Source organism: Streptomyces sp. NPDC015032 (assembly GCF_043080425.1).
Taxonomy (GTDB): domain Bacteria; phylum Actinomycetota; class Actinomycetes; order Streptomycetales; family Streptomycetaceae; genus Streptomyces.
In genome coordinates this window covers 12,938-39,409 of the sequence record NZ_JBIBVN010000037.1, presented here as the reverse complement: position 1 = coordinate 39,409, position 26,472 = coordinate 12,938, and the positions used below count along the sequence as shown (strand labels likewise).

The window sequence follows — 26,472 nt, the reverse complement described above, 5'->3', positions numbered from 1 at the left end:
GCCTTCCTCGGGGTCCGTCCGCCCCACCATGGTCGTCGACTCGCCCGTCCCACCCGCCCGGGGCGGCCGGAGGCCCGTCCGTCGTGCCGCACGACGGACGGGCCTTTGGACACTTCACGTCACTTCACTTCACGTCACTTCACTCCACCGATCGCACTCATACGCGTACGCGTACGGGATCGGGATCGGGATCGGGATCGGGATCGGGATCGGGATCGGCCACCGGTGCGGCCGCGCGCCCGCCGTGGGTCAGCTTCTCGCCCTCGACGTCCACCTGGGGCACGACCTTCTCCAGCCACCGGGGCAGCTGCCACGCCCGGTCGCCGAGCAGGGCGAGAACGGCAGGGACGATCGTCATCCGGACGATGAACGCGTCGAAGAAGACGGCCGAGGCGAGGCCCAGGCCCATCATCTTGATCATCGACTCGTTCATCCCGATGAACCCGGCGAACACCGCGATCATGATCACGGCCGCCGCGACGACCACCCGCGCGCTGTGCCGGAAGCCGGCGACGATCGCCTCGCCGGGCCGCGCCCCATGGACGTACGCCTCCCGCATCCGGGTCACGAGGAAGACCTCGTAGTCCATGGCCAGGCCGAAGACCACACCGATCAGGAAGATCGGCGTGATGCTCATCACCGGCCCGGTCTGCTCGACGCCGAGGACATCGGCGAGCCGGCCCCACTGGAAGACCGCGACGATCACCCCGAAGGACGCTGTCACCGACAGCAGGAAGCCGAGCGCCGCCTTGAGCGGGACGAGCAGCGAGCGGAAGACGATCATCAGGAGGAGGAAGGCCAGACCGACGACGAGCGCCAGATAGGGGGCCAGTGCGTCGTTGAGCTTCTGCGAGACATCGACGTTCACCGCGGTCGTGCCGGTGACGAGCATCGTCGCACCGGTCTTGGACTTCAGGCCGCCTGCCTCGTCACGGATGGTGTGGACGAGGTCCGTGGTGTCCGAGGAGCTCGGTCCGGTGGCGGGCACGGCGGTGAGCACCGCGGTGTCACCGGCCTTGTTGAAGGCAGGGGGTGTCGTGGCGACGATGCCGTCGGTGGCGGAGAGCTGCTTCAAGGCCTGTGCCGCCGCGGCCTTCGGGTCGTCCGATCCCTTGGCGTCGACGACGACGGTGAGCGGTCCGTTGAAGCCGGGGCCGAAGCCGTCGGCCAAGGCGTCGTAGGCGCGGCGCTGGGTGGTCGAGGTGGGCTTCGACTCGTCGCCCGGCATGCCGAGCTGGAGATCGAGCGCCGGTACGGAGATCAGGCCGAGCCCGAGGACGCCGAGCAGGAGGACCGTGAGCGGCCGGCGGATCACGAAGCGGGCCCAGCGGGTGCCCATGTTGGGCTTGGCGCTCCCGGCGGCCCCGGACACCGCGCCGCCCCTCGCACGCTGCCGGCGGCCCCCGGCACTGCCCCCGGCCCGGCGCTCGGTGCGCGACAGGACGGTCTTCCGGAAGAAGCCGAGCAGCGCGGGCAGCAGGGTGATCGCGACGAGGACGGCGATCACGACGGTACCCGCCGCGGCGAGGCCCATCTTGGTGAGGACGGGAATGCCGACCACGGACAGGCCCGCCAGGGCGATGACCACGGTGAGGCCGGCGAAGACGACGGCGGAACCCGCTGTTCCCACGGCCCGTGCGACCGCTTCCTCGGCGCTGTGGCCGTCCGCGCGTTCCGTCCGGTAGCGCGAGACGATGAACAGGGCGTAGTCGATGCCGACCGCGAGCCCCAGCATCAGGGCGAGTGTGGTGGTCGTCGTGGACATCCCGAGGGCGACGATCGAGGCCACGCCCACGCCGATGCCGACGATCGCGGTGAGCAGCGGGAGGCCCGCGGCGGCGAGCGACCCGAAGGTGATGAGCAGGACGACCGCGGCGGCGGCGACGCCCACGAGTTCGGTCGTGCCGCCGAGTTCCGCGTCCGGCACCAGCGCCGAGCCGCCGAGCTCCACGGTCAGGCCCGCGTCCTTCCCCTTCTCGGCGGCGTCCTCCAGCGCCTTGGTCGAGGCGTCGGTGAGGTCGATGCTCTGTACGTCGTACGAGATGGTGGAGTACGCGGTCCGGCCGTCCTTGCTGACGGCTCCGGCCATGTCGAACGGGTTGAGGGCGCCCTTGACCTGGGAACCGCTCGCCACGTCCGCGACGATCTTCTCGACGGCCGCCTTGTTCGCGCCCGCCGTCACCTTCTGGCCCTCGGGGGCGACGAAGACGATGCGGGCGTCGGCGGTGTTGGAGCTGCCGCCGGGGAAGCGCTGGTCCAGCAGGTCGAACGCCTTCTGCGACTCCGTTCCGGGCATCGAGAACCCGTCCTCGGCGGCGGTCGGCGCCTTGGCCGCGGCGAACGCGCAGGCGGCCAGGATCACCACCCAGAGCAGGGCGACGAGCCGGCGTCTCCGGAAGGAAAAGCGGCCTAGCCGGTAGAGGAAGGTAGCCACGAAGAGGCGCTCCAGTCTGTCTGGATCGGGCAACAGGAACGGGTCGGCGGCGCGGATGCCGCACTCCGGCCGTGCCGGGGCCGCGCCGGGGCACGGCACGGCCGGAGGAATGCCTCAATCCTTCGTGAACAGGGGCGTCATCGTCGTCGTCCGCCTGCATGGAGTCGTACGTAATACCGCTGCCGTACGCGGCGGGCCCGGCGTACCGCCCGGACAGGACGGCCGGGGCGTCGCGGGCCGTTGCGGTGTCCTGCCCACGACGCTGCAACGGCACGCACCGCATGAGGTGCGGGGCGCCTACCGAGCCGGTCGTCTGTCGGGCCGTCCGAAGTCCTGGGTCCAGTAGTTGCCGGGCTGTGCGAGGCCCACGCCGATTTCCTTGAACGAGCAGTCGAGGATGTTGCGCCGGTGGCCGGGGCTGCTCATCCAGCCCGCCATGACGCTCTCGGGGGTGGTGTAGCCGCGGGCGATGTTCTCGCCGTACGCGGTCCGGTCGTATCGGGCATCCGTGATCCGCTCGCCCGGGGTGGAGCCGTCGGAGCCGGTGTGGGACATGTTCCGGTGGGAAGCCATGTCCGTGCTGTGCTTCCGGGCGGCCTTCGTGAGTCTCTTGTTCGCCGTCAACGGCGGGCAACCGGCCCCGCGCCGCACGCTGTTGACCAGCTCCAGCAGGCGGGCTGCTTTCTTCTCATGAAGACTGAAGGCGGCCGCGGTGGCAGCAGAGGGCACATGCGCGGCTTCCGCGGCCTCCGCGAATCCCATGGTTCCCACTGCTCCCAGAGCGGCGACAGCAATGGTCATCCGCCGACGGGGCGCCATCCCGCGGTGCTTCCTCATGCGTGACCTCACTCGATAGTCGATAGTCGAGATGATCGACCGCCGAGGTTCCCGCCCGGCACACCGCTTCGCCCGAGGAAGTCCCGACGTTCGTCCGCACATATCGATCATTAACGTGACAAAAGTGGATCAATATGTCGCATACCTGAAGCGGAAGGCTACCGTTCCTAGCCAGTGCGCATGAGTGGGTCCTGGACCCAGTCATGTGTGCTGGGCGCGTCCCGAACGGTGTTGGATGCGCTGGGTTGCCGCTTTCTCGTCCCGTTCGGCAGCACGCCTCCAGGGGCGTGGTCCGTGGCGGGTGGGCGGGTTCCCTCACGTCCTCGGGTGCCTGGCCTGGCCTGGGCGGTCCGATGCCCCGCACGATCTCTCCGGTCGTGTGGGGGCGGTGCCGTCCGACGCCGGACCGGGTGTCCGAGGGCGCGTCGTCCGATCGCGATGCCGGCGGCATCGTGACGGGACATCTTTCGTTTGGGGGTGGCCAGTGGTTTCTGCCAGTGCTGGGCCCCCCACACGCTGGTGTAGGTGGGGTCGACCGCGACGATGCTCAGGCCCTGTTCAGCGGCCATGGAGACCAGCCGGGCCCTGAGCTTGCCGGTCGGGATGCCGGAGATCAGCTGCCGGAACCGTTTCCTGCGGCCGTGCTTCTCGCGGGTCTTCTCGGCTGTGAAGTCGAGGTCCTCGATGGCGATCGCGCCCGCACCGGTTTGTTTGGCCCAGTGCAGGAGCTGGGTCAGGGCGTGGCGGATCTGGGCATCGCGGTGAGTAGCGGTGCCGGACAGGTCGTAGAAGAAGCGCCGGGGCTCGCCGGTGGGGTTGCCGTGCGGGTCGAGGTGGTAGGCGGCGAAGTGGTCGGCGTTGGTGTCGACGCCGATCATGCCCCGGGCGCGGGCGGTGGCCGGCGGGATCGTCTGGACGGCGGGGCGTTGCCAGGACGCGGTGAGGTACCAGCGGCCGCGGTTCGTGTCGAGGTGGATGCGGTAGGCGACGGCCCGGTTCGCGGTGACGCGGTCGGCCCACTCCACGCCCCGGTGCGCAAACCTTACGGTCGAGGTGAGGGTGTACCGGCCGTGCTTGGCGTTGGCGAGGTGGGAGAGCGGGGCGGGCAGTTTGATGCTGATCTCGCCGTCCGGGGTGACGCGGATCGTCTCGTTCCCGAACCGCTTCCCGGACTCGCCGTCTGCGGCAAGAAACCAGCGCTCCGCCTCCCAGCGCTCCCGCCACTGCTCCTCGGTCAGCCGGGCCTGGGTGAGGTGGTGGCGGGTGTTGAGGAGCCGTTTGCCGCCCCGTACGACCCGGACGCGTCCGGCCTGCCGGTCACGGACCGCAGCATCATGCCGGGCTTCCAGCGCCGCGAGACGGCGGGACTTGTGGAACCACTCACCCCTGGACCGGTAACCACCCGGGGCCCGCTTCGTTCCCGGCGCGCCGAGAGGGAGGGACAGGCGGTGCCGCAGCGCCCTGATCTCGGCCTCCAGCGTCTGGATGTGCGCCGCCTGGCAGCGCCGGGCGAGCGCCCACTGGTCATGGGTGGCCTTGGTGATCGCACCCGCGATCCGCGACGACGACACCCCGGTCAGATCCCGCTTACGCGACGCCCAAGTCTGCGCACTGTGCTCCAGACCATCCGCACAACGGGCCTTCAGATCGCGCGAGGCCAGACGGCCCTGGTGCTCACCGACCGCACGCAGAACCTCCTCGTCCCGGGGCGTGAGGTGCTTGAGACGGTCCCGGACCGCCACCCCGCACGGCCCGGCCACCACGAACGGCGCCGCCAACTCCCGCACACCACCCACCACAACACCCCCTCCCCCAAGACCGGACACCCGCCACCCAGCCCAACGAGCACCAACCGCCAAGGTCACCCATTCGACCCCAGAACCCCCGTTCCCACCCCACAAACCCACCGCCAGCACCCACCCCTGCTCACCACAACTCACTTCAACGCAGCAAACCAACAGCAGCTCACACCCCGCGACCGGAGCAACCTCTCTGAGCAACACATGCGCTCATCCACTGCGGTGGGTGGGGGAGATGAGTCACGCGGCCCCGGTGGCGGGAGGGGGCCACCGGAGGCCCGGGAGCGAGAAAGGGAGAGGCCACCGGGGTCCCGGAAGAGAGGCCACCGGAGGCCCCGGTGAGAGCGAAGGCGGGAGCCCTCAGCCCTTCTCGGTCGGTGTCTCCTTGATGTCGTCGACGATGGCCCGCGTCATGATGGCGCTGGTGAACATCACCGTGCCCCGCTTGACGGCGCCGCTGTCCCCCCGCACCTGGACGCTGCGCTCGCCCAGGAAGACATGGGTCTTCCTATCGAAGATCCACTCCAGTCGCTCACCGCTGGTCTCGTCCAGCCTGGCCACCGCCACCCCGTGCCGGCCCGCCGCGTCCACCGCGTCGTCCACCACCACGACCCCGGGGATCTTCGCGGCGGCCTTGAACAGGGCGGAGTACAGCCCGGCCGGCGGGTAGCTCTCACCGAGCAGGTCGCCGATGGTGGTGAAGGCCTCCTGGTCGGGAGTGTTGCCCTGGCCCTCGGTCTCCTTGTAGATCTTCTGCAGCAGCTTGTCGGGGTCGGTGGTCAGCTCGGCCAGGTAGTTGTAGGACGGTCCGTTCAGATCGGCCACCGGGACGTCGCCCTTCTCGTCGGGGAGGCTCAGGGTCTCGCCCTCGGGGGAGTCGTTGACGGCCGGGTCGATCAGCCAGCCCTCGGTGCCGTCGAGGGAGTTCCAGATCTGACGTGTGTGCAGCTTGTCGCTGGCCAGGCTGGACTTCCCGTCGACGACCTTCTCGTAGCTGTTGGCCGTCTTCGACTCGATGTACACGTACTGGCCCGCCTTGGCGGGCGGGCCGGCCGTCTCGGCGGCCGCCAGCGAGATCCGGTCGAGCAGCTGGGGCACGCCCTTGGTCGTGGCCGCGCCGACCGGCGTGGTCAGGACCGGACCACCGGCGACCCCCGGACTGCCGCCGTCCGAGGCGGACATCGAGACTCCGGCGACGATCGCGCCGGCCACGGCGCACGCCATCACCGGCAGCGCGATCGCGCGGCGCGGCATGGTGAAGCGCCGTGTCCTTCGCCCCTCGCCGGCCTTCATGCGGGTGTTCTCGTCCTGCTCGATCCGGGCCATCAGACGCTCCTTGTGGAACTGGTGACGGCCCGTCGGCAGGTCGCGATGGGGCGGCGGGAGCAGCTGTGCGCTCTCCTCCCACTCGGCCGGAGTCTGCCGGGACGGGTTCGCGTTCATCGGATTCCTTCCTGTGCGGGCCGGACCGCGGCTTTGCGATCGCCTCTTATCTGTCCGAGACCTACGACGGGTTCCCGGTATGTGTGCACCGGCCCGATCCCCGCCGGGGCCAGTTCGGCGTCGGCGAGTCTGCGCAGCTTGGCGCGGGCCCGGGAGAGACGGGAACGGACCGTGCCGACCGGGATGCCGAGCGTCTCGGCGGCGGCCGTGTACTCCAGGCCCTCCCACAGGCAGAGGGTGAGGACCTCGCGCTCCGGTCTGCGCAGCGCGGCCAGAGCGGTGAGTGCGGCCGCGAGACGCCGCCGGTCGTCGACCCGGCCGGCGACTTCCTCGGCGTGGTCGGGCACCGCCGCCTCGGCCCGCGCGGCGGCGGTGGCCGCGGCCCGGTAGCGGCGGTTGCTCCGGGTCTGGTTCCGCGCGGTGTTGGTGGCGATGCCCAGCAGCCAGAGGCGCAACGAGCCGCCCTCGGGATCGACTCTGTCCCGCAGCCGCCAGGCCTCCATGAACGTCGCGGCCATCACGTCCTCCGCGGTCGCCCAGTCGGCGGTCAGCCGGAACGCATGGTTGTAGACCGTGCGGGCGTAGCTGTCGAAAAGCTCCGCGAACGCGCTCGGCTCCCCGGCCCGTACCCGGGTACGCATATCTGTGCTCACCTCCCTCAGCTGTCCGGCACCCCGGGGAGGGTTCCCGTGACCTGCGTCACGCAGCGAGCGCGGTGGGGCTCGTGAGCGCGGCGTGATCCGAACGGGACAGCCTCAGCGCGCCGCCCCGGTCCCGCGGGCGTCGCGGTCGCGGCGGGTCGCAGCCGCGACGGTGGCCATCAGTTCCGCGTCCAGGACCGACGGATCGGCCAGTCGCGTCGGGGCGGCGTACGAGTTGAGCAGGGCCTTTGTGACGCGCAGGGCGGCCTCGGGGCGGCGCACGATGGGCTTGGCCCACGCGGTGACCGCCTCATCGAGGGCGTCCTCGGGCACCACGCGCTGGAGCACCGACAGTTCGTACGCCTCCGCTGCGTCGAACGCCCGCCCGGTCAGGATGAGCTCGCGCGCACGGGCGGCGCCGACCTCGTGGAGCAGCCGGGGCAGCACGCCGCCCCACGCGGTGGGCAGTCCGAGCACCAGCTCCGGCAGCCGGAAGCCGGCGGTGTCGGCGCCCACCCGCAGATCGCAGGCGAGGGCCAGCGCCAGGCCCGCGCCGATCGCCTTGCCCTGGATCCTGGCCACGGTGACGGCCTGGCTGGTGGTGATCGCCTCGCAGACGCGGCGGGCCTTGTCGCCCGCGACCCGGATGCCCCGGCCGGTGGGGTCGTCGTCGAGCCAGTCGGCGAACTCGTTGCGGTCCCCGCCCAGGCAGAAGTCGTCCCCGGCCCCGCTGAGCACCATGACCCGGATGTCGGGGTCCGGTACGGCCAGGACCGTCAGCAGGTCGTCCAGCATCGCCTCGGTGACCGCGTTGCCCGTGGCGGGGCAGTTCAGCTCCACGCGCAGGACGGGGCCCTCGCGCAGGGTGCGTACCGTGCGCGGCCGCCGGTACGGGGGCAGGCAGTCGGGGAGCGAGAGCTTCATATCGCCACGCTCATCGAGGTCACGCGCCTGAAGACCAGACGGGACGCGTAACGGGGCGGTGTGACGGCCCGCAGGGTGGGGAAACGTTTCACTAGCTGGGTCAGCAGCGTACGTGCCTCAAGGCGGGCGAGGGCCGCGCCCAGGCAGTAGTGCACCCCGCCCCCGAAGGTGAGGTGGGTGCCCGTGCGCTCGATGTCGAAGGTGTCCGGATCCTCGTTGCGCAGCGGGTCGTGGTTGGCGGCCCCGTACATGACGTGGACCATGCTGTCCTTCGCGATCGGCACGCCCGCCAGGACGGTGTCGTCGGCGGCGATCCGGGTGTTGATGTGGATCGGCGGGTCGTACCGGAGCGTCTCGTCGACGGCGGCGTCGACGTATCCGGGGTGCTCCCCGAGCCAGGCCCACCGGCCCGGTTCCCTCAGCAGCAGCCCCACCATGCTCGACAGCAGGGTCGCGGTGGTCTCCAGCGAGGCGATGGTGACGAACATGGTGAGACGGTAGAGAATCTCGTCCGCCGTCTCGCGGTCGGGCTCCCGGGCGTCCCAGGAATGTATCCAGCCGGTCAGGACATCGTTGCCGGGGTTGGCGCGGCGCTGCTTCAGCAGCTCGGTGAAGTACGCGCGCAACTGCACGGTCGCCTCGGCGGACACGGCGAGCTGACTCTTGGTGGGCAGCAGCTCCTGGGCATGCACCTGGTTGTGGGTGATCTCCAGGATGTGGGCGTGGTCCTCGGGCGGGATGCCCAGCCAGGAGCCGATGGTGCTGATCGGGAGCTGTTCGCTGACCGTGCTGACGAACTCGGCCTCGCCCCCGGCCAGCTTGCCGGCCAGCTCGTCGAGAAGGCGGGTGACGTGCTCCTCGACCTGCGGAGCGAGCCGCTCGATGGTCGAACGGTCGAAGAGATTGCCGAGGCTGCGGCGCTGGCAGGTGTGCTCGGGCGCGTTGAGGCGGGAGAGCGTCTTGGTCATCTCCTGGGTGGCGACCGCGTCCCAGCGCTCGGTGTCCGCCTGGCGCTCCTGCCAGGCGAAGTCCGGTGCCAGCCAGTTGCGGCCGCGAAGCACCTCGCTGCACACATCGAAGCTGGTGACGAAGTACGCGTTCCACGGAGCGCGTACGACGTCTCCCATGGCTCTCAGCTCCCCCAGAAGAGCGTAGGGATCAGCCTGCCCTTCGGGTGATTTGAGACGTCTCAGGAGGGAGATGAGGGCACGACGGTCGACGGGCCGGCCGGTGCCGCGTATAGCGCTCACGCAGAGTTCCTTGCTCTGGGCTCATGGTTACGGCCAGAACCTACCCCTCCACTTATATCCGCCAAGCGTCGACCGCTGTTGCCCCTATCACAGGAAAAGGTGCCGTTGGCCCCTTGCCATGCGCCGGATCTCCCTCAAGTGGCAGTCCGTACAAGCGAGTTATGTGCACGAGCTGTCTGAAAGTCCGTCACCGGACGCCGTCATACGCGGAACACGTCCAGGAAGGAACTCCACCAGCCCTTTGTCTTCTTCGGATGCTCCACGTGGTCGTACCGCGGGGCGGAAGCCTCCTCGGGGGCGGCGATCCGGGTCGAAGCGGGCGCCTGCGTCGCGGCCTTCGCGGCCTGGCGCGGTGCACTCGGGCTGAACCGGACCGGCAGGGACACCAGGGCGCGGTGGAACGGTCCCGGCCGCCACTCGACACCGGAGGCCGGGATGGCGAGGGCCAGGTCCGGCACCGAGTTGAGGACCTTCTCGATCGCGGTGAGGGCGATGAGCTGCGCGGGGGACTTCGCCGGGCAGACGTGCGGACCCGCACCCCAGGCCAGATGGGCGCCCTTGCTCAGGGTCTGGCGGGCATCGGTGAGCGCGGGATCGCTGTTCGCGGCAGCGAAACTGATCAGTACGGGGGTGTCCGCCTTCAGCGTCACGCTGCCCAGGTCGATGTCCTGGACCGGGAAGTGCGTCGCGTAGTTGGCGATCGGCGGGTTGTTCCACAGCACGTCGTCGAGGGCGTCCTCGACCAGCAGCCCCGTACCGCGCCGCTGCGAATTCCCGGGGTTGTCCGACAGCAGGAGAAGCAGCGCGTTGGCTATGAGATTGCGTTCCGGTTCGATGCCCGCGCCCATCAGCATCACGAGCTGGTCCTTGAGCTCCTCGTCCCGCAGACCCGCCGGGTGCTGGATGAGCCAGGAGGTGATGTCCTCGCCGGGCTGGCGCCGCTTGAGCGCGACGAGCTCCATCAGGCACTCGGTCAGTTCGGCGTTGGCCCGCAGTACGTCCTCGCCGTCGAAGATCGCGGACATGCTGCGGGTGAGCCGGTCGCCGATCTCACCGGGGCAGCCGAAGAGCTGGTTGAACAGCAGCAGCGGCAGCAGCTTGGCGTAGTCGCCCAGCAGGTCGGCGGAGCCGCGTTCGATGAACTGGTCGATGAGGTAGTCGGCGATGCGCTCGACGTCCCGGCTGAGCCGGGTGGTGTTGAGCCGGCCGAGGCTCTCGGTGACCGCCTTGCGCAGGCGCAGATGCTCGGTGCCGTCCGTGAACAGGCAGTTGGGCCGGTACGCCATCATGGGCAGCACCGGGCTGTCGAGCGGTACCCGGCCCTCCCGCAGTGCCGCCCACCGCCGTGAGTCACGGGCGAAGTAGGAGGGGTTCTGCAGGACCCGGAGCGCGGCCTCGTGCTGCACGATGAGGGTGGCGTCCACGCCGGGGGCCAGCTCGATCGGAGCGGCGAGCCCGTGCGCCCGGAACTCGTCGTACACACGCTGCGGATCGGACGCGAACTCCGGCCCGTAGAGCGACTTCTGCCGCTCACCGTGCATGGGGCACCCGGTGGGGGCGCTGTACGGGGTGGCTCCCGGCTGAGAGTCCATGTGTGATTCCTCGATGTGATCGCGGGCCTCGCGGGGCCCGGACGGTGGACGGAAACGGGGAGGGGGTCACCCGTACCGAAGGGCGGAGGACGGAGCAGGGGTCAGGCCACCCGCGCGAGAAGGTGCTGGACCAGAGTGATCAGGGCCTGCGCGGACGACTTGTCGTCCCGGGCGTCGCAGTACACGATCGGGGTGTCCGGCAGCAGGTCGAGCGCCTCGCGCAGCTCCTCCTCGGCATGCTGGGAGTACGGGTCGAAGCTGTTGACCGCGACCGCGTACTCCAGCCCGTACGTCTCGACCAGGTCGATCACCGGGAAGGTGTCGGCGAGACGGGCCGGGTCGACAAGGAGCAGCGCACCGAGCGAGCCCCGCGCCATGTCCTCCCACAGCTCGACGAAGCGCTGCTGGCCCGGCGTGCCGAACAGATACAGCACCAGCTCGTCGCTCAGCGTCAGACGGCCGAAGTCCAGCGCGACCGTCGTGGTCACCTTGTCGGGCGCGCCGCGCAGATCGTCGATGTGCGCGCCGGCCTGCGTCATCCGCTCCTCGGTACGCAGCGGAGTGATCTCGGAGAGGGTGCCGATGAGCGTCGTCTTGCCCACGGCGAAGTGTCCGACGACGAGGATCTTCGCCGCACGCTGCACCGCGTCCGGCACATAGATGTTCTCAGCCGAACCGGACCTGGAGTCCATGCAACACCTCTTCGAGGATCTTCCTGTCAACGAGCTGAGCAGGCGGGGGCGCCTTGCGGCGGATCAGGTGACCTTGTTCCGCTAAATCGTTCAGCAGCAGCCGCGCCACTCCGACCGGCTGCCCGAGGTGGCCCGCCACCTCGGCCACCGACAGATAGCCGCCGGAGCAGAGCTCCCAGATCGCCCGGACCTCGGGGCTCGGGTTCGGGGGCTGCTGCCGGTCGGGCGCGATCGTGACCAGGGTGACGAGGGAGAGATCTTCCGCGCCGGGCAGGCCGCGTCCGCCGGTGATGACGTAGGACCGGACGAACCCGCTGCTGACCGACTGCTCCTCGCCCGGCGTCGTCATACGTCGCTTCCGGCGTTCTGGCGGGGCGGCGTGGTCATCGCCTTCCCCAGCGCGGTGACCTGCTGCTGCATACGGAAGGACATCGCCTCCATGTCCACGTCGGCCGCCGCGGCCGCCGCCAGGTAGGCGCCGGTACCGGCGGCGATCAGGAAGATCCAGCCGTGCTCGTACTCAAGGAGGGTCTGCCGCCAGCGGCCGGGGGTCTGGGCGCCGATGAAGGGGGCGACGGCCCGGCTCAGCGACTGCATGGAACTCATCGCCGCCGCCACGGTCTCCGCGTCGTCCCGGCCGATCTGGCTGGAGTTGGCCAGCAGCAGGCCGTCGGCGGATACGAGGATCGCGTGCCGGGCGCCGGGTACCTGGAGCACATCGTTGAGCACCCAGGAGAGATCGGGGTTCACTGGATCTCGGGTCCTTCCATCGTCGTCGTGTCACGTCCGGACCGGGTTCCGCGCTGGAACGCGCCCAGGCGGGAAGCGGTTTCCTCGTTGCTGCGCGCCGGCCCGGGGTCGGCCGACGGCACCACGGACACCGGGCTCTTGCGACGACGCTTGGGCAGGCCGCCCGCGGTGGTGAAGGACCCCGACTGCTGCGGGGCGGGGGCCATCTGTCCGGCCGGGGGGAACAGCGGGGTCGGGGCCGGCGCGGGCGCGTGGCGCTGGTGGAACGCCGCGACGTCCGCGATATTCGCGTCGTTCACGTCGTAGCCACCGGTGGCCATGGGGGCCGCGGCGGTGGCCGGAGGCGCGGACGCGTCGCCGGTGAGAAGCTCGTCGGGCAGGAGAACCACCGCGCGTACGCCTCCATAGGGGGATACGGAGTCCACCGAGACCTTGAACCCGTAGCGGGAGGCCAGCACACCGGAGACGGCGAATCCGAACTGGGGGGGAATGCCCAGGCTGGAGACGCTGATCGCGGCCTGGGGCGCCAGAAGAGCCGCCGCGCGGTCCTTCTCCTCCTGGCCCATGCCGAGGCCGGCGTCGTCGACGATGAGGCAGACGCCCTTGGGGACGGCCTGGATGTTGATCTCCACCGGGGTGCCGGGGGCGGAGTAGTTGGTGGCGTTGGCCAGCAGCTCGGCGAGGACCACCGCGACCGGCTCCACGGCCTTGCTGACGACGGAGAAGTTGACCTGTCCATTGACCCGGACCCGGTCGAACTGCCGGATACGGCCCTGGGCGCTGCGGGCCACGTCGAAGACGGACGCGACGGTCTCCCGGCGCCCGAGCCAGCCGCCGCACAGCACCGCGATGCCCTGCGCCCGGCGGCCGAACTGGCTGTTGGCGTGGTCGATGGCCATCAGGTCGGCGAGCATGTGCGGGTCGTCGCCGTACTTCTTCTGGGCGTTCTCGATGACCACCTGCTGCTCGTCCGCGAGCCCCTGGAGGGTACGCACAGCCGCCTTGAGGACGGCCTTGGTCTCCTCCTCGGCGTCCTTGCGGACCTCGGTCATCTCGGTGTTCTGCCGGTGCAGCAGACCGGTGTGGGCGGCGTGGATCTCGTCCCGCTGCCGTTGCAGCGCGTCACGCTCGTCCCGGAGTTGGGAAGTCTGTCTGCGAAGTCCGATATTGGTCTTGCGAGCCCGCAGGACGGCACCTACAGCGACCAGTGCTACGACAACCAGCGCCCAGAGGAGCAGGCCCTGTGCAAATGTCATGAGACTCACTTCAAGTGCCACGGCTATGGAAACAGCTTGACGCTCCCTCATGTGCTGCACGAACCGGGGCTTGGTGAGCCACGGCTTGTGTCACGCGGGGAAGCCTCCGAAAGTGAGGCCGAGGAACCCATCCCTCCCGGAATGCCCCCATATGCCATCAGCCCACTGGAAGTAAGATGATCTTAGCATCGGCCTGTTGGGTAAATGTCAAGACCGCCACGCCAGTTGCACGCTCGATGCGGAATGTTCACATCCGGGAGTACGGGCGACACCCTAGCTGCTCGGGCGGGCACCTTGGTTTCGCGGGTGGAATGTGACGATTGCTCAGGTCTGTGCCGGGCGCCTCGCGGCGGGTTCTCTGGCGTGGCGGGGTTGGCGGTGCGTGAACGGGGTCGCTCGGGTGGCTGGAAATCTGACGCGATGCCCGAATTCTGCTGTGCCGGTCCGCTGTGTCGGTCCGCTGTACCGGTTCGCTGTGTCGGTCGGCTGTGCCGGTCCGTTGCGCCCTTAAGGAATCCTTAAGTGGAGAGGTTCCCTCCGCCTTTGGGGCGATAGCGTGGCGGAGAGAAACTCTCCGATTCAGTGGGGTCACGGAAGGCGGTACACCGTGCGGGCAGACGCGGCACGCAGCAGGCGGCGGATTCTCGACGCGGCCCGTGACGTCTTCCTGGAGCGCGGCCTCGACGCGCCCCTGGACCTGATCGTGCGCCGGGCCGGAATCGGGCCCGGCACGCTCTACCGGCGCTACCCCGACCGGGCGGCGCTCGTCCGGGATCTGACCGGCGACCTGCTCGCCCGACTGGAGGGCGCGGCCGAAGAGGCCGCCGCGGTGGACGGCGACGCCTTCGCGGCCGTACGCCGCTTCGTCCACGCGGCGGCGGACCTGCGGATGGGCGCGGTCATCCTCGTCCTGCTCGAAGGTCTCGTGGTCGACGAGGAGCTCGTACGCATCCGCACCAGCACCGCGAACACCGTCGAGACCCTGATCGACGCCGCACACCGGTCCGGCCGGCTCCGCCGCGACGTGGGCATGGGCGACCTCGTCCTGCTCTCGATCCGCCTCTCCCGCCCCCTCCCCGGCGGCCTGGACCGCCTCGACCCCGACGGCCACCTCCTCCACCGCCACCTCGACCTGGCCCTCGACGGCCTCGACACGGCAGCCGCGACCGGGTCCACGGTCACCCCGGCGCCGGGCACCCCCCTGACCTTCGCCGACCTCGTCACCGCCGCCGACCGCCCGGCCACCACCGACTGAGCGGGCTGCGGAACGGGTGCCGGGCGGCGCCCGGGTAGCCGGAGTCCGTTCCGTCGCATCGACCGGTTCATCCGGGGTGCGCCTCCTCCGGGGTGCGCCTCCTCCGGGGTGCGCCTCCTCGAACCGTCGCAGGACCGGGCCGGGTTCAGGCCAGGGGCCGGGTCGGCTGCCGGGTCCCGGACGGGGTGTCACGGCGCGCCCTATCCGACCCCGACAGCGCCCTGACGGGGCCCGCCGGCCACCCGGCCGGCGGGCCCCGCAGCCGGAGCGTGATACCCAGCGGTCCGGCAGCTCACCGCCGGTATCGCCGAGCAACTCGGGCGGCTGACCGAGGCGTTCTGCAGTAGCTCTCGCCTCCTGCGAGCAGCGTCAGGACCTGGCGCTCGCGGGGGTCGGTGTGGGCTCGCAGACAACGGTGTTCAGGGCGTCCGGCATGGCGGGCTCCTCCTCGTCGACGGGTGACCGGCGGGCGCCCACTCGGGGTGGGCCCGTCCGGGCGCCTCCGGCGCGTTCGGTTCGGTCAGGCAGGGGACCGCATCCGGTCCGCCACGGCGACGAGCAGCGGCTGGAAGAAACCTGTCTCCTGCGGCATCCGCCACTCGACGCCCACGAACCCCGCGTCGGCCGCGAGGGCGGTCAGCCGGTCCCGGCCGAGCGCCCAGTAGGTGGTCCGGCGGGCCTGTACGCGCCATTTTCCGCCTGCCGGAAGGAGCTGGAAGTGCTCCAGGTCGTAGTGCTCGCCGTCGTCGTGCCAGTGCCAGAGCTGGAAGGTGACGGTCCGTTCGGTCTGTTCCCTTCCGTCGGCGCGGTCGGCGGTCCGGTGAACCTGGGGCGGCGTCGAAGCGGGGCGGTCGCGCAGCAACTCGTCGTAGAAGCGTGTGCTGACCAGCAGCAGGCCGCCGGGGCGCAGCACCCGGCGCATCTCGGCCAGGGCGGCGACCACATCCTGCTCCGTCAGAAGGTGGGGCAGCGAGTTGTCGGCGCAGACGACGGTGTCGAACCGGCCGTCGGGAAACGGGAGATGTCGCATGTCGGCGGCGGCCGTGCGCAGCGTCAGGTTCCGGTGAGCGGCCTCCCGGGCCGCGCGGGCGGCGGCGCGGGGGCTGAGGTCGGTCCCGATGACGCGGTGCCCGCGCAGCGCCAGGCCGATGGCCTGCGTGCCGATGCCGCAGGAGCAGTCGAGCACGACCGCACGGTCCCGGCCGATCAGAGCATCCAGGGCGTCCCCCTGCCGACGGATGCTCGCGTCCCAGTCTTCGTAGATCAGGTGGTAGCCGTCGGCCAGTTCGTCGTAGAAATGTCCCACCGCTCCTTCGGGCATGGCCCGAAGGCTACCGGGCCGTCCGGGAACCGGTCGTCGGCGTGGCCGCCCACGACCGCCGCCGTACGCTGCTCAACTGCACCACTTCAGCCGCCGACCGGGAGCCCCGCGTGAGCGATCAGCCCGACCAGCAGACCAAGAAGCCGTTCCTGTACGTCGTCGTGTGCGCGGCCGGAGTCGCCGGTGACGTCGGCAAGCTCATCACGGCCGCCCAGGAAGCAAACTGGGACGTGGGCGTCGTCGCCACCCCGCAGGGCCTCGGCTTCATCGATGCGGCCGCTGTCGAAGCGCGGACCGGCTTTCCCATCCGCTCGGCCTGGCGCTCACCCGGCGACCCTCGTCCGCTGCCGCCCGCCGACGCCATCGCCGTTGCCCCGGGCACCTTCAATACGATCAATAAGTGGGCGGCGGGGATTTCCGACACCCTTGCGCTGGGGATCCTGTGCGAGGCGTACGGCTTCGGCATCCCGACCGCCGTCCTCCCCTGTCTGAACTCGGCCCAGGCCGCTCATCCCGCTTACCGGTTGAGTCTGGACCGGCTGCGCGAGATGGGTGTCCTGATCGGCTCGTACGAACCTCGCGAGCCCGAGGCCGGCGGTGGGGCCGACCACTTCCGCTGGGAAGAGGCGCTGGAACTGCTCACTCCCAAGGTTTCCGCCACGGCCTGACCGGCGCTGCCGAGCTGGTGGCGGCTGCGGGGCAGGCGTCCGCGAGGACGTCGGTCTTCGTGCGGACGAAGGTCGTCAGCCCCGGCCATCCAGGGGTTCGCAGCCGCCACCCCGGCGCTGGTGTCCCCGGCCGTGGGCCCTACGCGTCGATCGCGGCGGGGTCGAGGGAGTCGATGTCTTCCATGAAGCCGAGCATCCGGGCGTTGACCATGTCGGGGTGGTCGATCTGCGGTCCGTGGCCCGTCGCGGCGATGATCTCGGCGCGGGCTTTGGGAATGAGGCGCGGTACCCGCTCCAGCTGTCGCTGCGGGTGTACGAGCAGGCTGCGCTTGCCCATGATGAGGTAGACGGGGGTCCGGATGGACCGCAGCGCATCCTCGGCAAGCGGCAGGGGCGCGGGGCGGCGGACCCGGAACGCCCGGGCGCCGGCCTGGACCCACTTCCGCAGCTCGGGAACGGCGATGACCGGCTGCTCCAGCCAGGCGGCGAGGCGCGGACGCAGCGCCTTGGGGGCAAAACTGGCGAACAGGCTGATGAACACCCAGGCGAAGAAGCGCAGACCCACCTTCTCCAGGCCGCCGGGGTCGAGGGCGGTGACCGAGGCGAGCCGTTCGGGTCGGCGGTGGGCCTGGTTGAGCACCAGCCAGCCACCGTAGGAGGAGCCGACGAGGTGGACCCGGTCGAGGCCGAGTGCGTCGAGGGCCTCGTCCATCCACTGGGCGGCGCGCTCGGGCTGCCACATGGGCTCGCGGTGGACGCTGCGGCCCGCGTCGCCGGGGGTGTCGAGGGCGTATACGGGGCGGTCGAGGCTGAGCCCGGGGGTGTTGGGGTACCACATGGCGGAGCAGTAGCCCGCGCCGTGGATCAGGACGATCGGCGTACGGGATTCGGCTGCGGGGTCCACGGGTCCGTACCGGTAGACGTGCGTAGTGCCGAAGCTGGTCTCGACGTCCGTCTCGGAGCGGATGGGCGCCCCCATCGCGTAGAGCACGTCGCTGGCGGCGAAGTAGCGGTCGCGGAGCTTGTCGTTGACGTACCGGCCGACGTCGCGGCGCACACGGGTCGTGTTCTCGGGCACAAGGTACCTCCGGAAAGATCCGTTTTTCGTGGTACGACCGTACCACGATGTTGATACGGCAGTACCATAAAAGGGGTCCGGGGAGCCCGGACCGAGAATCCACCACCGACGGGCGGAGACACCGGCACATGCCGAAGCGCGTGGATCACGAGGAAAGGCGCGCACAGATCGCCGAGGCGCTCATCCGGGTCGCCGGGCGGCGGGGGCTGCACGCCGTTGGCATGCGCGACGTGGCTGCGGAGGCCGGCGTGTCACTCCGGCTCGTGCAGTACTACTTCGAGACCAAGGAGAAGCTCCTCTTCTACGGGCTCCAGTACCTGACCGACGGCTTCACCGCACGGGTGGGATCCCTCCTGGCCGCCGCGGGTCCGGACCCGGGCCCGCGCGCGACCGTCGAGGCGCTGCTGCTGGCCTCCCTCCCGACCGATGACGAGAGCCGCACCTTCCACCTCGTCTACAGCTCCTACTCGATCCTGTCCGTGACCGACGAGGCGCTGGCCGCCCAGCCGTTCATCGACAACCCCGACGCCGCGGAGAACGCTCTGACCGGCCTCCTCGAACATGCCCGGGCGGCAGGTCTGACCGATCCCGGCACCGACGCCCGCATGGAGGCGATCAGTCTGCTCGCGATGGCGGCGGCCATGGGCACCAGCATCCTCGTGGGTCAGCGGAATCCGGAGTCGGCCATCGCGGTACTCCACCACCACCTGGACCGGATCTTCGCGACCGCGGAGACGTCGGTGTCCAGGACGGGGTCAATCTGACGCCCCGCTACGGCACGTGTGGCACGCACACAGCACGCGACTTCGAATTATTTCGAATTATTCCGGGCATCGAAGAAGGCTCAGGCGTCGTTGGCCCAGCCCGTCGGACGGGTTCGGGCCTCAGCACTTCGCCGGCGGGATTCGGGACGGGGTTCGGGACGGGAGGCGTGACGGGGGGAGAGCAGCGGACTGGTGCGGTGGCGGGCTTTCACCACAGGGGAGCCAGCCACCCTTCCAGAGCGGCCTCCCGGCGACGCGAGCGCAGGACTTCGGTCGGCCGGTTCTCCGCCCACCACTGTGTCAGGGTCGAAGGCGAGGCGCTGCCCCGCACGAAGTGGGAGAGCAGACCGAGTGAGAGGTCGACTTCCCGCTGCGTGTACGCGGTGTCCGCGGCGGAGGAGACCGGCGTCTCGACGCGCTGGTCCCGGGCATGCACCACCACGGTCATCTGCGGCGGACTGTCCGGAACCCAGACGTCGAGGGCCGCCGCGGCGACCGTTGTCACCCGGGTCGCCCATCGGACGGCAGCCGGGCGCACCGGCACGTCGAGAACCTGAAGATCCGTCACATCCGCCCAGCCCCAGACATGTTGTTCAGGGCCAGTGACTGAAAGCTCGGTAGGGGAGAGGAACACTCCAGGGACCTCTTCGGCCGGAGGCGCGCCCAGACACACCCTGGCCTCCTCTATCCAGAACAGGCCGATCACACATCCCGGCCGGCCGGGATCGCCGTTCTGGGCCGATGAGGTTCCCAATTTCAGCTCCGTTCCTCGATCACGGACATGGAAGCGTCCGTCCCCGGTTGCTGGACCGTCCGTCTTTCGCGCCCGCCCTGCTGCGATCCAGGGAGCACCGTATATGCGCGCATCATCGGCGGACGATTTCCAGGGCCTTTCGGTACGCGTGGGGTGGGGTGCCCGGTCGGCACCCCACCTCGTGCGTCAGGCGTGGGAGCCGGCCTTGCGACGGCGTGCGAGGAACACCGCGCCCCCGCCGATCGCTACGGCCGCGCCGCTCGCGAGGGCGAGCTGCGACGTCGCGGAGGACGAGCCCGTGGCAGCGAGGCTGCCGCTCACCGGACGGGCCGACGCGCCGCTCTGCGCCTTGAGGTCCGAGGTGTTCGGCCTGGTCGTGCCGGGCTTGGCGTCGTCGACCTTGCCGGGCTTGCTGCCCGCGGCGGCGATCAGGAACTCATAGCCATCGAGGTCCGGGTTCCCGCCGCAGGTGCCGTTGTCGTTGAAGTAGTCACCGGCGACGAAGGTGACGCCGTTGCCCGCGGGGGCCGAGGCGTCGATCGTGAGGCGCATCTTGATGTCGGCGTGGGTGCCGGCCTTCAACGGGCTGATGGCGTCCATGTAGTGCTTGTTGTCGACGGTCTTCCACTTCGAGGACGAGGCGGAGGACCATTGCAGGTGCACCAGGTCGTCGATGGTGTTGAGCCCGCTCCGGTCGGTCGCGTGGACGTAGGCGAACGGAAGCACCTCGTCCATCGTCCTGTCGGTGCCGTTGGTCACCCGGAGATTGAAGTTGACCTTCGTGCCGGCGACGACGGTGGACGGCAGACCCGTGACGACCGTGGTGAGCTTGGCCTCGGGGACGCAGTCCTCACCGTCCTCACCGTCCTCGCCGCCCTCCTCCTTCGCCTTGGCCAGCGCCTCGTCGGCGGCGGTCTTGTCGGCGAGCGCCGCCTTGGTGGTCTTCTGAGCCCGGTCCAGTTTCCGGGCCGCGGCGACCCGCTCGTCGTCTCGCGCGTTGAGGGCTTTCACGGCCTCGGCGTCGGCGGCGGTCTTGGCCTCGTCGGCGGTCCTGGCGTCGGCCTTCGCTTCGGTGAGTTTGGCCGCGGCGGCGGTCTTCTCCTCCTCGGTGGCCGTCTCCGGGAGGGCGTCCACCGCGGCCTGGGCGTCGAGGACCGCCTGGTCGGCGGCCATCTTCGCGGTGGCGGCCTCCGCCGCCGCGGCCTCGGCGGCCTTGGCGGCCACGGTCAGAGGACTGGTGTCGGACAGGACGGCATTCAAAGCCGCCTTGGCGGCATTCTCGGCCTCCACGGCGTCGTCGTACGCTGCCTTCGCGGCGGCGGCGGCCTTTTCCAGCTCCGCGATGGACGGCTTGTCCTGCGTCTGCGCTGCCGGCTTGTCGTCGGCGAACGCGGGGGTGACCGACAGCAGGAGGGCAGGCATGGTCACTGCGGCGGCAACGGCTGTGGCAAGAATCGGGCGAATCTTCACAAGAGCCCTTCGGCGTCCGGAAAAAGAGAAGAAGGGGTCGCGGCGGAGTGGGGGCACGCAGATGCGACTTGAGGTGATCGTATGGCCGGAGCAACGGCCGACCCTCACGAGTTCTTCACCTCTTCCGGCCCATACCACAGCACCGTGACCGACAGAAAAGGCGAAAGGGTGCAGTTGCATTCACTGCCTGTGCTTTCGCTGTGATCAATGCCACAGGGTCCTGGGTGCGGTGTTCTGCGCGTCCCCGGCGGAGGGAGCCGAGGCTCACCCGCCGTACCCCCGATGCTCCCGGCTCTGTGACGGTGGGGCCGTCGGGGACGCGCAGAACGTTCAGGGGGCCTCGACTACGCCGATGAGCACGGCGATTCCCGCCGGGTCGACGACCTCCGGTACGAACCCCCTGTCGCCGTCCGTTCGTTGACAGGCCGCGCGACGCACCGCGTCCCCGCCCCATGACCACCGAGCCGGTAGGAGTCGGTGCGGGCGTTGACGAACAGGGACGGTACGGCCTCCTTCGCGGCGGCGATCTGCGCCGCGTGCGGCTGGGCAGGGGCGTGCGGCTGGGCCGGGGCGGGGGTGCCGCCAGCTCTGCCGTCCTCGTTGCCGTTGTGTGCCCTCATCTGTCGCGGGGCTCCTGCGTTTGTCGCCGGTCCCCTGCGGATTCGTCTGCGATCGGTAACAGGGGGATCCCATGTGGGCGTTCGTATGTCTTCATGGGTGCACGGCGTCGGCGGAGACAGCAAAGGGGTGGGCGGACATGGCAAGGCACAAGGAAAGGGGACGGCACGGCAGGCTTCTCGCGGCGGCACTCGGGGTGACAGCAGTGGCCGCTGCCGCCTCGGTGTGGACCGCGCAGGCCGACATCGCCGGAGGGCGGCAGCCGCAAGCGCGCGTCTCATCGCCGGACGCCCGGCCTCAGGACCGGACCGTGGCCAAGGTGGCGGCGGACATCGCGCACGCCTCGGACCGCGGCGCCCGGGGTGTCAACATCACCATCGACGACGGACCGGACCCGGTCTGGACGCCGCAGGTGCTGCAACTGCTGAAGGACAACGGTGTGAAGGCCACGTTCTGCATGGTGGGCACGCAGGCCCAGGCACACCCGGACCTGGTCAAAGACGTCGTGGCGGCCGGGCACCGGCTGTGCGACCACACGATCTCGCACGACACCGCCATGGACTCCAAGTCCGAGGCGTACCAGTCCCAGCAGATCCTGGACGCCGAACGCATGATCACCAAGGCATCCGGAGGTGTCCGGCCGCAGTACTACCGGGCCCCGGGCGGTGCTTTCACCCCGTACAGCCGACAGCTCGCCGCATCCCGGGGGATGCGACCGTTGGGCTGGAACGTCGACTCCAAGGACTTCGAGCGTCCCGGTGTGGACGCCATGGTCGCCACCGTCAAGCGCGAGATCTCCAACGGGCCGACCGTCCTCTTCCACGACGCGGGAGGAGACCGCTCCCAGACCTTGGCCGCCCTGCGCGAGATCCTGCCCTGGCTGAAGCAGCAGGGGTACTCCTTCGGCTTCCCCGTGCGGTGAGTGAGGCCCGCCCGCACTGACATCAGGACCCGCCCCCGGCACCGGCAGACAGGCACGAACAAGTTGGTCGTCCAAGTTGGTCGTCGCAACTTCCGGCCGGTCTCAGGTGATCAAGAACGGCTGGACGGCGTGGAGCGGGCCCAGATCCGGCACCCTCCCCGACCGTATCTGCGCAGCGACGTGCTGAATCTGCGCAGCGACGTGCTGAACGGAGTCGACGGAACCGAGGAGGGAATGCGTCCCGGGTTCTGGCCGACAGCGGGAGATTCCGGGAGCGACAATGGTGGGTGGGTGCCGTGCCGGTCAGTCGGTTCACGGAGTCAGGTCGTGAGGTCCTGCCGTGGGCCGGTTACCGAGCCGGCGGGAGACGACGATGAACGGCTCGGTCCGTGTCGGACAAGTTGTCGGAGTACCACTGCGGATGCACTGGAGCATGCCGCTGCTGGTGGTCCTGTTCGCGTACGGCCTTGGCCGCCAGACCCTCCCCGCATGGACACCAGGGCGCCCGGGTGCGGTGTACACCTTCGCCAGTGCTGTGGGGGCCGTGCTGCTCATGGGCAGTCTCCTGCTCCACGAGACGGCACACGCTGCGACTGCCCGCAGGAAGAAGATCGCGGTACAGGATGTGACGCTGTGGGCACTGGGCGGGATGACCCGGATGGGGCGACCGCCGACGGCCGCGGTGGCTTTCGCAGTGGCGATCAGCGGGCCGCTCACCAGCCTGGCCATCGGAAGCGCCGCGCTCGGAGCGGGAATCGGGCTGCACACGATGCCCGGCTGGGCGGTGCCCGCCGCCGTTCTGGTGTGGCTCGGCTGGGCGAACCTTTTCCTGGGCGCATTCAACCTCCTTCCCGCTGCGCCGCTCGACGGCGGGAGGGTGGTGCAGGCGCTGCTGTGGTGGCGTACCGGAGACCGGGAACGTGCGGATCGGGCGGCCTCCCGAAGCGGTCAGGTCATGGGCGGGCTGCTGATGGCCCTCGGCTGGATCTCCTTCCTGCGCGGGGTGCCGGGCGGGCTGTGGCTCATCCTGGTCGGTCTCTTCATCACGGTCGTCGCCGGAACCGAACGGCAGCGCGCCGTGATCCACACAGCACTGCGGGGCGTCAAGGTCGCCGATGCCATGTCCAGCCCGGTGACCACCGGCGCCGACTGGCTGACCATCCGGCATTTCATCGACGAGGTGGCAGCGAACTCCCGCCATTCCGCCGTGCCGCTGCTTGATTTCGAAGGCCGTCCCAGCGGGATCGTTCAGATACGCAAGCTCGCCCGGATACCGGGAGCGCGCCGGGAGGCGCTGCGCGTGCGCGAGGTGGCGATCCCGCTGGCACAGTGCGCGGTTGCCGCCCCGACTGATCTTCTGAGTGAGGCTCTCGACAAGCTCCGCCCGAGTACTGGCGTGCGCATTCTCGTCGTGGACGGGGCCCATCTGGTGGGGATCGTCACCGCGAAGGACATTTCACGGCTGGTCCAGCGGCACACACTGGAGGGCCAAGGATCCGACTGAGCCCCGGCCCCGGGCCCGCAGCGTCGTCGGTGATGTGCCCCCCTTCGGCCAGGAGGAGTTGTCGCCCGCTGGGACCGCTGAGCTTCTGGGCCCTGTCCTGGCCGTTCGTCGCCCGCCTGCTCGAAGCCGGGGACGTCCCCTCGACGAACCTGCCCGGCAGCAGTCACCGCGTGGTCCGCCTTGCGGACGTGCCGGCGTTCCAGCAGCAGCGCGAGCGCCGCAGGGAGGGGGGCGGCGTCAGATCGCCGATGCCTTGGAGGGCGTACCTGTGCGGGCTGGTACCGGGAGCTGCCGCATGAGGTGGTGGAGACAATGCACACCAGGGCTGAGATTGTGATCTCGAAACTGGCAGAGACCGCTGTCAACCTTCGTAATCGCAGAACTTTACATGGTGGTTCACAGTCGCCGGCATGTCGTTGAAATCGGAAAGTCGACCTGGTTTTGATTCGATAGTAGTTGTCGCTCGATGCGCGCAGTTCGGCGTTTTGTCTTGGTGTGAACATAGAGCACTGTGAATGCGCAATTTGATTGCGTTGTCCCTGGCTCGCGCAGCCCTCGCGCCGGAAATCTGGCCGACTTCACCTCGGCGACTGACGTCGTTGCTGAAAACAGTGCTGAAGTAAGATGGCGCCTCTTGGGTGTCGCCTCATTTCTCTACGGGTGGTGCGTTTCCTCGGTGATGCAGGAGGAGTTGTCAGCTGCTCTCCCGGGTGGAATTGCTCGCAGGGTTGGCCCGTGTCACCGTGGGCGCGAGGGCGTGCGTAATGGGAAGTAGCTGATCCTTTTCGTGGTAGAGTCTTAATGAATTCACAGGACGCCGCGATTAAAAGGGGAATGGCGTGAATACCGAGAAGGTTACGGCTCGACGTCTTACGGCCGAAGAGGTTTCGGGCTTGGGCTCCCAGGACGGTATCTTCGTCTCGGCAGGGATGAGCGGCCTTCCTCTCGACTGCTATGCCCCGGCTTTCCTTACGGGGCCGGGCAAAAATTTCGAGGGAGGGTCCTTCGCCGCGAGGACGGTTTTCGGTGAGGAGATTCACGTCCTCCCGGACAATGCTGAAGAGGGTGGGATCTGGATTGCTGACAAGGCGGGGGAGGAAATCGAGGTTCTTCAGAGTGCCGGCGTCCTCCTGAACCTTGCCCTCTTCGTGCCCGGCGGGAACAAGGAATCCCTGGAGTCGCTCTACTCCGCCGCGCGGGACGCGTTCGGTGCGGGGGTCGTTCAGCGCTGGAGCGAGGAAGCCGTCGCGGTGCCGGACGTCAAGGTCGACCTGTACGAGGAGCCGGCCCGGGCGCGGAAGAACACGAACAGCCAGAACCGCGACCGCCGCGCCATGGACATCTACCCGACCCGAGTGCGGTTCCTGGAGCCCAGCGAGGGCTGGAAGTTCATTGTCGAACCGCACAAGGAGATCGTCGATGACACACCGACGATCTGATCTGACGGCAGCCTGGAGGCCACGCCGGAGGCACAGGCCCGCTCCCGGTGGCGGATTCAAGAGGGTGTAGCAACCCGCTGGTCAAGCGGCTGTTGTCAGTAGTTCAGTCAGACGCTCGGCTGGAGTTCCCAGCCGAGCGTTCTGCGTGGGCGGGGGATGGATTCCACAGCGACAGCGTCCAGGTGGTCGTGGCTGCGGGAGGGTGGGATGGGCCTGGGGCTGCTGAGGCCTGTGGCTTCTACGCGCCGTGCTTGACCGCTGTCGTCCACCCCGAACGGCACGGATGGGACACGGCAATGAGGGGTGGGCAGCCTGTCGCGAGCCGCATCCTTGTCGAGCGGTCGGCATCCGTGAGGCCATCAGTCTTCGTGCGGAGTCTCCAGCTCCTGGAGCCGTTCCCCGATGCCGTCGTGCCGTGCTCGGGCCGGCAAGTTCAGAGAGAGCTGCGGTCAGACGCCGACCGGTCGTCCCGTGCGGGGCACCCGGGGCACCGTCACTGACCGCAGTTTGCCGTGCTGCAGGGCGCGACGGCCGTGGACCGCACTGCCGTCAACCGTCATACGCTCTCGCGAAGCGTGAGGCCAGCCCCGATCGGTGGGGGCACCTCACCGTTCCTGTTCCACCAACTCCTTGAAGTGCTCGAGGTCGTCCCGTACAAGCCGTTCGATCGCGGTCGCCTGGGCGAACCCCTTCGGCCCGCCGAACGCCTCCTTGACGGTGCCCGGGTCGTACTCGATCCGGGCCTGGACTCGGGTGTGCTCCCGGTCGATGGGCAGCAGTGAGAAGGTTCCCGCCAGGTCCGGACCGCTCGTGGTCTGCCACTCCAGCATGTGTTCCTTGCCGCGGTCGGTGAGCTCGGCTTCGAACTCCTGAGCCCGGCCGCCCGCGTCGACGTCCAGGCGCGCCCGGTGCCCGTCCTCCGAACGAGCCTCGCGTACTCCTTCGACGAATCGCGGATACGTCTCCACCTTGTGGAGGTGTTCCCAGGCCACAGCGATCGGAACAGCAACGTCGATCTGTTCTTCGAGAGTGCTCATAGGCCACCTCAAAACTCGGTTCAC

Annotated in this window: 24 protein-coding genes; 6 read left to right on the top strand and 18 right to left on the bottom strand. The window is 69.5% G+C overall.

Annotation, left to right across the window (positions count from 1 at the left end):
* Window positions 1–157: 157 nt before the first annotated feature.
* The 12 genes from ACF08M_RS33655 to ACF08M_RS33600 all read right to left on the bottom strand — a co-directional run bounded on the left by ACF08M_RS33655 (window position 158) and on the right by ACF08M_RS33600 (window position 13,618).
* Entirely contained in the window at window positions 158–2,434 is a 2,277-nt protein-coding gene (locus ACF08M_RS33655) for an MMPL family transporter (RefSeq protein ID WP_392189060.1), read from the bottom strand.
* Between the two features lie 297 nt (window positions 2,435–2,731).
* Window positions 2,732–3,271 (bottom strand): CAP domain-containing protein, encoded by a 540-nt coding sequence (locus ACF08M_RS33650; protein ID WP_392189059.1) that lies wholly within the window; start codon window positions 3,269–3,271, stop codon window positions 2,732–2,734.
* 167 nt (window positions 3,272–3,438) lie between these two features.
* A complete protein-coding gene (locus ACF08M_RS33645) occupies window positions 3,439–5,067 on the bottom strand; it encodes an IS200/IS605 family accessory protein TnpB-related protein (protein WP_392189085.1) in 1,629 nt (542 codons plus the stop codon).
* A gap of 363 nt (window positions 5,068–5,430) precedes the next feature.
* Window positions 5,431–6,513, bottom strand: a complete 1,083-nt coding sequence (locus ACF08M_RS33640) for a CU044_5270 family protein (protein WP_392189058.1) — start codon at window positions 6,511–6,513, stop codon at window positions 5,431–5,433.
* Complete coding sequence (locus tag ACF08M_RS33635; protein ID WP_392189057.1) at window positions 6,510–7,166, bottom strand: RNA polymerase sigma factor; 657 nt, start codon at window positions 7,164–7,166, stop codon at window positions 6,510–6,512. Before ACF08M_RS33635 ends, ACF08M_RS33640 begins: the two co-directional genes overlap by 4 nt.
* 102 nt (window positions 7,167–7,268) lie before the next feature.
* Window positions 7,269–8,078 (bottom strand): enoyl-CoA hydratase/isomerase family protein, encoded by an 810-nt coding sequence (locus tag ACF08M_RS33630; RefSeq protein ID WP_392189056.1) that lies wholly within the window; start codon window positions 8,076–8,078, stop codon window positions 7,269–7,271.
* Window positions 8,075–9,205, bottom strand: a complete 1,131-nt coding sequence (locus ACF08M_RS33625; protein ID WP_392189084.1) for a cytochrome P450 — start codon at window positions 9,203–9,205, stop codon at window positions 8,075–8,077. Before ACF08M_RS33625 ends, ACF08M_RS33630 begins: the two co-directional genes overlap by 4 nt.
* A 323-nt stretch (window positions 9,206–9,528) precedes the next feature.
* Complete coding sequence (locus tag ACF08M_RS33620) at window positions 9,529–10,920, bottom strand: cytochrome P450 (protein WP_392189055.1); 1,392 nt, start codon at window positions 10,918–10,920, stop codon at window positions 9,529–9,531.
* Between the two features lie 101 nt (window positions 10,921–11,021).
* Window positions 11,022–11,612, bottom strand: coding sequence for an ATP/GTP-binding protein (locus ACF08M_RS33615; RefSeq protein WP_392189054.1), 591 nt, complete (start codon window positions 11,610–11,612; stop codon window positions 11,022–11,024).
* Window positions 11,587–11,961 carry a DUF742 domain-containing protein gene (locus ACF08M_RS33610; RefSeq protein ID WP_392189053.1) on the bottom strand — a complete coding sequence of 125 codons (375 nt, stop codon included), beginning with the start codon at window positions 11,959–11,961 and terminating at the stop codon, window positions 11,587–11,589. Before ACF08M_RS33610 ends, ACF08M_RS33615 begins: the two co-directional genes overlap by 26 nt.
* Window positions 11,958–12,362: a roadblock/LC7 domain-containing protein gene (locus tag ACF08M_RS33605; protein WP_392189052.1), complete on the bottom strand. Its 405-nt coding sequence runs from the start codon at window positions 12,360–12,362 to the stop codon at window positions 11,958–11,960. The genes ACF08M_RS33610 and ACF08M_RS33605 overlap by 4 nt, the downstream gene beginning before the upstream one ends.
* Complete coding sequence (locus ACF08M_RS33600; RefSeq protein WP_392189051.1) at window positions 12,359–13,618, bottom strand: ATP-binding protein; 1,260 nt, start codon at window positions 13,616–13,618, stop codon at window positions 12,359–12,361. Before ACF08M_RS33600 ends, ACF08M_RS33605 begins: the two co-directional genes overlap by 4 nt.
* Window positions 13,619–14,225: 607 nt before the next feature.
* Between ACF08M_RS33600 and ACF08M_RS33595 the strand changes: the two genes are divergently transcribed.
* Window positions 14,226–14,873, top strand: a complete 648-nt coding sequence (locus tag ACF08M_RS33595; protein WP_392189050.1) for a TetR/AcrR family transcriptional regulator — start codon at window positions 14,226–14,228, stop codon at window positions 14,871–14,873.
* Window positions 14,874–15,393: 520 nt separating this feature from the next.
* Here ACF08M_RS33595 and ACF08M_RS33590 read toward each other — a convergent pair.
* Complete coding sequence (locus tag ACF08M_RS33590; protein WP_392189049.1) at window positions 15,394–16,194, bottom strand: class I SAM-dependent methyltransferase; 801 nt, start codon at window positions 16,192–16,194, stop codon at window positions 15,394–15,396.
* A gap of 110 nt (window positions 16,195–16,304) precedes the next feature.
* Between ACF08M_RS33590 and ACF08M_RS33585 the strand changes: the two genes are divergently transcribed.
* Window positions 16,305–16,862, top strand: coding sequence for a flavoprotein (locus tag ACF08M_RS33585; protein ID WP_392189048.1), 558 nt, complete (start codon window positions 16,305–16,307; stop codon window positions 16,860–16,862).
* A 139-nt stretch (window positions 16,863–17,001) separates the two neighbouring features.
* On the opposite strand, the gene ACF08M_RS33580 is transcribed toward ACF08M_RS33585, so the two are convergent.
* Complete coding sequence (locus ACF08M_RS33580; RefSeq protein WP_392189047.1) at window positions 17,002–17,940, bottom strand: alpha/beta fold hydrolase; 939 nt, start codon at window positions 17,938–17,940, stop codon at window positions 17,002–17,004.
* A 128-nt stretch (window positions 17,941–18,068) separates the two neighbouring features.
* Here ACF08M_RS33580 and ACF08M_RS33575 point away from each other — a divergent pair, with 128 nt between their 5' ends.
* On the top strand, window positions 18,069–18,704 hold the full coding sequence (locus ACF08M_RS33575) for a TetR/AcrR family transcriptional regulator (RefSeq protein ID WP_392189046.1): 636 nt from the start codon (window positions 18,069–18,071) through the stop codon (window positions 18,702–18,704).
* Between the two features lie 208 nt (window positions 18,705–18,912).
* Here the strand turns inward: ACF08M_RS33575 and ACF08M_RS33570 are convergent, their stop codons facing one another.
* From ACF08M_RS33570 to ACF08M_RS33560, 3 genes are all read right to left on the bottom strand, one after another.
* On the bottom strand, window positions 18,913–19,272 hold the full coding sequence (locus ACF08M_RS33570; RefSeq protein WP_392189045.1) for a hypothetical protein: 360 nt from the start codon (window positions 19,270–19,272) through the stop codon (window positions 18,913–18,915).
* 372 nt (window positions 19,273–19,644) lie between these two features.
* Window positions 19,645–20,928: an LAETG motif-containing sortase-dependent surface protein gene (locus ACF08M_RS33565; RefSeq protein WP_392189044.1), complete on the bottom strand. Its 1,284-nt coding sequence runs from the start codon at window positions 20,926–20,928 to the stop codon at window positions 19,645–19,647.
* A 344-nt stretch (window positions 20,929–21,272) separates the two neighbouring features.
* The gene (locus tag ACF08M_RS33560) at window positions 21,273–21,548 is read right to left on the bottom strand and encodes a hypothetical protein (RefSeq protein WP_392189043.1); all 276 of its coding nucleotides are present in this window, start codon (window positions 21,546–21,548) and stop codon (window positions 21,273–21,275) included.
* A gap of 137 nt (window positions 21,549–21,685) precedes the next feature.
* Here ACF08M_RS33560 and ACF08M_RS33555 point away from each other — a divergent pair, with 137 nt between their 5' ends.
* The 3 genes from ACF08M_RS33555 to ACF08M_RS33545 all read left to right on the top strand — a co-directional run bounded on the left by ACF08M_RS33555 (window position 21,686) and on the right by ACF08M_RS33545 (window position 25,411).
* A complete protein-coding gene (locus ACF08M_RS33555; RefSeq protein ID WP_392189042.1) occupies window positions 21,686–22,468 on the top strand; it encodes a polysaccharide deacetylase family protein in 783 nt (260 codons plus the stop codon).
* Window positions 22,469–22,841: 373 nt separating this feature from the next.
* On the top strand, window positions 22,842–23,972 hold the full coding sequence (locus ACF08M_RS33550; protein WP_392189041.1) for a site-2 protease family protein: 1,131 nt from the start codon (window positions 22,842–22,844) through the stop codon (window positions 23,970–23,972).
* An 839-nt stretch (window positions 23,973–24,811) separates the two neighbouring features.
* Window positions 24,812–25,411: a hypothetical protein gene (locus ACF08M_RS33545; protein ID WP_392189040.1), complete on the top strand. Its 600-nt coding sequence runs from the start codon at window positions 24,812–24,814 to the stop codon at window positions 25,409–25,411.
* Window positions 25,412–26,016: 605 nt separating this feature from the next.
* On the opposite strand, the gene ACF08M_RS33540 is transcribed toward ACF08M_RS33545, so the two are convergent.
* Complete coding sequence (locus tag ACF08M_RS33540; RefSeq protein ID WP_392189039.1) at window positions 26,017–26,448, bottom strand: SRPBCC family protein; 432 nt, start codon at window positions 26,446–26,448, stop codon at window positions 26,017–26,019.
* Window positions 26,449–26,472: the final 24 nt, after the last annotated feature.